Raw genomic sequence first — 5,005 nt, 5'->3', positions numbered from 1 at the left:
ATTTTTAATCTCTTTAATGAATTCAGAGTTTTTATCAAAGAAACTATAATTACTTTTAATTATAGTTTCAGCACATTTTTTTGCAGTATTAATGTTTTCTAAAGCAACTTCATAATCAGCTTTTACCGTTTTTTTTATTTTTCCCTTTAATTTATTTTTTAAATTGAGCAATTCAGTTGCTGTTATAAAGATTTCAAGAGGTATTTCAATTAAGTCTTTCAACTTTTCTTTGTTTTCAAATTGTGTTTTATTATTTTTTTTATAGACTTCAATATCTTTTTCCATCAAATTTAAAAATTTGTTTTCAGCTTCAACCAAAATATTTTCTATATATTCTATATCTTTTTTATTAAAATTATTTTTACTAACCTCGATAACTAACTTTAATAGTGAAACTCCTATATATCCATTTAAAGCAGATGTTGTTCCTCCAGCAGGGACAGCTTCTTTTTTTTTGGCAATTTCTTTTCCTATATCTTTTATTGATTTATTGTAAATGATTTTTATCACCTCTGAAAATAGTATATACAATAATTAGGTTATCAGTCAATTTTTTGACTTTTTAATTAAGTATGTTATAATCTAAATTAGTGATTACTTAATTAAATATAAAATAGAGGTGAGAAAAGTGAAAGATGAAAAAAATATATCAATAATTAAAACTTTCAAGAGACTGGGAAGTTATGCCAAAAATCATTTAGGAAAAATAATAATAGCTGCTTCAGCAGTATTGCTTTCAATAATAATGGGATTAATACCTCCCTGGCTCATAAGATATGGGATCGATAATTACATAATGAAAAGTAATATTGAAAGACTATGGATTATTGCCCTAATAATGATTGTAGTTACTTTATTTAAAGGATTATTTGATTTTATAAAAAGTTATGTATCTGAATATATTGCTCAAAATGTAATTCATGATATCAGAGTTGAATTATATGAACATCTTAATAAATTATCCTTTTCTTTTTATGATAGTGCTAAAACAGGAGACCTTATGTCCAGAATAACTTCAGATGCAGATTCACTCAGACGTTTTCTGGCTAAGGTAAGTGTTTATGTCTCTTCAAATATTTTAACTATTTTAGGTATATTAATCATTATGTTTATCTGGGACTATCGCCTGGGAATATTATATATTGTTTTAATGCCTTTAATGATATTTGGGATGAGGATTTATGCTCTAAGAGTTAGACCAATGTTTAAAAGAGTAAGAAAAAGTTTTGCTTCACTTACTCATTTAGTTAGAGAAAATTTTATAGGAATGGAAGTTATAAAATTATTTGGAAGAGAAAAATTTGAAAAAAGAAAATTTAAGAAAAAGAATCAAAAATATATTGATATAAACTTAGAAGCTGCAAAAGTATCAGCTTTCTGGATGCCGTATGTTAATTTTTTGATGGGTCTTGGTACATCACTTGTAGTCTGGTATGGAGGAAGACTTGTTATTAATAAAGCAATAACTTTAGGAACTTTAGCCGGATTTATTAGCTATATATCTATGCTTTTACGTCCTGTTAGACAGACAGGAATGATGATTAATTTTAGTAGTCAGGCTGCAGCTGCAGCAGAAAGGATTTTTGAAGTAATGGATAAAAAATCAGAAGTAAAAGAATTGCCTTCAGCTTCTGAACTAAAAGATGTGAATGGAAGAGTTGAATATAAAGATATTAGTTTTTCTTATGAAAAAAATAAAAAAGTGCTTAAAAATATAAATTTAAAAGTAAATCCTGGAGAAACAGTGGCTATCGTTGGTCCAACCGGTGCCGGAAAAAGTACTCTGATCCATTTATTACCTAGATTTTATGATCCTGACCAGGGAAAAATATTAATTGATAATCAGGATATCAAAAATGTAACTTTAGAAAGTCTCAGAGAACAGGTAGGAATTGTTTTACAACATACATTTTTATTTGCTGCATCTGTAAAAGAAAATATTTCTTATGGTAAGCCTGAGGCAAGTATGGAAGAAATAAAAAGAGCTGCAAAGATTGCACAAATAGATGATTTTGTTTCCTCTCTTCCTTTAGGATATGAGACTCCAATTGGAGAAAGAGGAGTTAATTTATCAGGAGGACAAAAACAGAGACTGGCAATGGCCAGAATATTACTTACAGATCCAGCACTTTTAATACTTGATGAGCCTACATCAAGTATTGATGCAGAGACAGAAGAAAAAATGCAAAAAGCTCTTCAGGAAGTTATAAAAAACAGAACAACTTTTGTAATTGCTCATAGATTATGGACAGTTAAAAATGCTGATAAAATAATTGTAATTAAAGATGGTAAAATAGTTGAAAAAGGAAAACATGAAGAATTATTACAAAAAGAAGGATTTTATAGTGAAGTTCATGGTAATCTGGAAAATAATAGTTCTACTAATAACAATCAGGCAGGTGATAAATAATGAGAGGTGGATTTGGAAGACGTATTTCCTCAGGTGATGACGAAGATTTTTCTCTGGAAAAGCTGGATAAAAGAGCTTTAAAATTTCTTTATAAATATCTAAAAAATCATATTAAGAAGTTGATTTTAGCTGTTGTTTCAATGTTAATAGTTACTCTTACTTCACTGGCCGGTCCTTATCTAAGTAAAGTTGCTATTGATAGATTTATAGCAAATGGTGATTTAAGAGGGTTAAATATTATTTTTCTTTTAATGGTTATATCTTATGGAGTTTACTGGTTATTTTCGTATTATCAGACATATTTATCAAAGTGGATTGGAGAAAAAATTGTAGGTTCAATTAGAGAGGACCTTTATGATCATTTGCAGGACCTTTCTATTGATTTTTATAATAAAAGAAATACTGGAGATATAATGGCCAGAGTGACTCATGACGTTAATGCTTTATCTGATTTAGTTTCTGCAGGTTTTGTTCATTTACTTAATGATTTCTTTACTATGCTGGGGATTGTAATTATTATGCTTTTATTGGATCTTAGATTGGCTCTTATAAGTTTTATAACAATTCCCTTTATCTTTTTTGCAGTAAGATTTCTTGGAAAAAGGATGAGAGAAGCATATAGTGAAGTGCGTGAAAAATTAGCTGAATTAAATGCAGATGTTGAAGAAAATTTATCTGGAATAAGATTGGTTCAGGCTCTAAATAGAGAGGCACAGAATGAAGGTGAATTTAATAAATTAAGCTGGCAAAATTTAAAAGCAAATTTAGCAGCAGCATCATATTTTGCTCTTCTTTTTCCAGTGATGGAATTAAGTAAGGTACTTGGAGAAGCACTTGTTCTTGCCTATGGTGGTTTTGCAGTGGTACAGGGAACACTTACTATTGGTGTGATAGTTGCTTTTATGGGCTATGTAAGGAGATTTTTCGCTCCTTTGGCAGATTTAAGTCAGGTTTATAATACCTATCAGGCTGCTGGTGCAGCTCTTGATAGAATATATGAATATATGTCTGAAGAGATTACTATTCAGGAAAGCAAAAATCCTGTTATGATAGATGATGATTTTAAAGGAAAAATTACTTTTTCGGATGTAAATTTTGCTTATAATGAAAATGAAAAAGTAATTAATGATTTAAATTTAGAAATTGAGGCTGGAGAAATATTTGCTTTAGTTGGTTCAACCGGTGCAGGAAAAACAACATTAGTAAAGCTTTTGACTCGATTATATGATGTAGAAAAGGGAAATATATATCTTGATGACCTACATTTACAGGATATTTCAATAAAATCATTAAGAAAAACTATTTCAGTTGTTCCCCAAAATATCTTTCTATTTGATACTACTATCATGGAAAATATAAGATATGGGAACCCAAATATTGATAAAGATGAAGTAGTTAAAATTTGTAAAAAGTTAAATGCCCATAATTTTATTAAAGGATTACCAAAAGGTTATGAAAGTAGAGTAGGTGAAGGTGGAGTTAAACTTTCTGGAGGGCAAAAACAGCTTGTCTCTTTTGCTAGAGCCATGGTGACTGATCCGGATATTTTAATATTGGATGAGGCTACCTCCAGTGTAGATGCTTATACAGAAGTTTTAATCCAAAAAGCAATGGATGAATTATTAAAAGACAGGACTGTTTTAATGATAGCTCATCGTTTTGCTACGTTAAATAAAGCAAATAGAATTGGGGTTATGAAAGAGGGAAAATTGATTGACTTAGGGAGTCATGATAAACTACTTAAAGAAAATAAAGTGTATCAATCATTGTATAATAAACAAAGTTAAAGGTGGTGTTGAAAATGAATAAAATGGTAAAAACTATTAAAGCATTAGGAGATGAGACTCGTTTAAAAATAATAAAACTCCTTTTAATGAAAAAGTTTTGTGTAGGTGCTTTAGCCCGAAGACTGGATATTTCTGAATCAGCTGTTTCTCAACAATTAAAAATACTTAGAGAAGCAGATCTTGTTGTAGGAGAAAAAGAAGGTTATTATGTTCATTATATTGTGAAAATAGATAAGTTAAAAGAAGCAGGAGAATATATCAGTAACTTAGAAAATATTTCTCAGGAAGATGATCCATTTTTAATTAAGCAGGAGATTAAAGAAAAATGCAGAGAAAATGGAAAAAACAAAGATCAGTGAGATAAATCACAGCATAAAGTTGAGCAAAATGCTATACTTTGTATAGTGAAAATAAAGGAGCTGATTAATTTGAGAAATAAATACTTTAAAAAACAACAAACACTTGCTGAGATTACAGATAAATATCCAGAATTGATTGAAGTTCTTGCAAATAAAGGTTTTGCTCAACTTAACGATGAGAAAAAAAGAAAAGAATTTGGTAAAAAAATTACATTAAAACAGGCAGCCAAATTAAAGGGATTGAATCTAAATAAATTAACAAAATTAATGATAGAAGAAATAGAAAATAAAGTTGAAGATGTAGATATTACTCTTAAAGATAAAAGAAAAGAGAGAGAAATAAACATAGAAGGTCTATTACCCTGTCCTGTGAGAGTTCCTTTGATGGAAGAATTGGAAAAAACAACTGACAATTTTTCCAAAACAGTATCTACTGATCTAAAAGCAGC

At 29.2% G+C, this 5,005-nt stretch carries 5 protein-coding genes; 4 read left to right on the top strand and 1 reads right to left on the bottom strand.

Annotated elements, in window-relative coordinates; all coding sequences use genetic code 11:
• Window positions 1-510, bottom strand: a 510-nt coding sequence (locus VJ881_09200) for a cyclodeaminase/cyclohydrolase family protein (protein HKL76229.1), incomplete at its 3' end; no start/stop codon positions are given.
• A gap of 118 nt (window positions 511-628) precedes the next feature.
• On the opposite strand from VJ881_09200, the gene VJ881_09195 reads away from it, so the two are divergent.
• The 4 genes from VJ881_09195 to VJ881_09180 form a co-directional block, all read left to right on the top strand.
• Complete coding sequence (locus tag VJ881_09195; GenBank protein HKL76228.1) at window positions 629-2,410, top strand: ABC transporter ATP-binding protein; 1,782 nt, start codon at window positions 629-631, stop codon at window positions 2,408-2,410.
• Entirely contained in the window at window positions 2,410-4,197 is a 1,788-nt protein-coding gene (locus tag VJ881_09190) for an ABC transporter ATP-binding protein (protein ID HKL76227.1), read from the top strand. The genes VJ881_09195 and VJ881_09190 overlap by 1 nt, the downstream gene beginning before the upstream one ends.
• Before the next feature lie 14 nt (window positions 4,198-4,211).
• Complete coding sequence (locus VJ881_09185; protein ID HKL76226.1) at window positions 4,212-4,556, top strand: metalloregulator ArsR/SmtB family transcription factor; 345 nt, start codon at window positions 4,212-4,214, stop codon at window positions 4,554-4,556.
• 69 nt (window positions 4,557-4,625) lie between these two features.
• Window positions 4,626-5,005, top strand: a 380-nt coding sequence (locus VJ881_09180; protein HKL76225.1) for a DUF1858 domain-containing protein, incomplete at its 3' end; no start/stop codon positions are given.

It is taken from the genome of Halanaerobiales bacterium (genome assembly GCA_035270125.1).
Classification (GTDB): Bacteria; Bacillota; Halanaerobiia; order Halanaerobiales; family DATFIM01; genus DATFIM01.
Note: the sequence above shows the minus strand (reverse complement) of the source record. Positions and strands in the feature narration are given on the sequence as shown.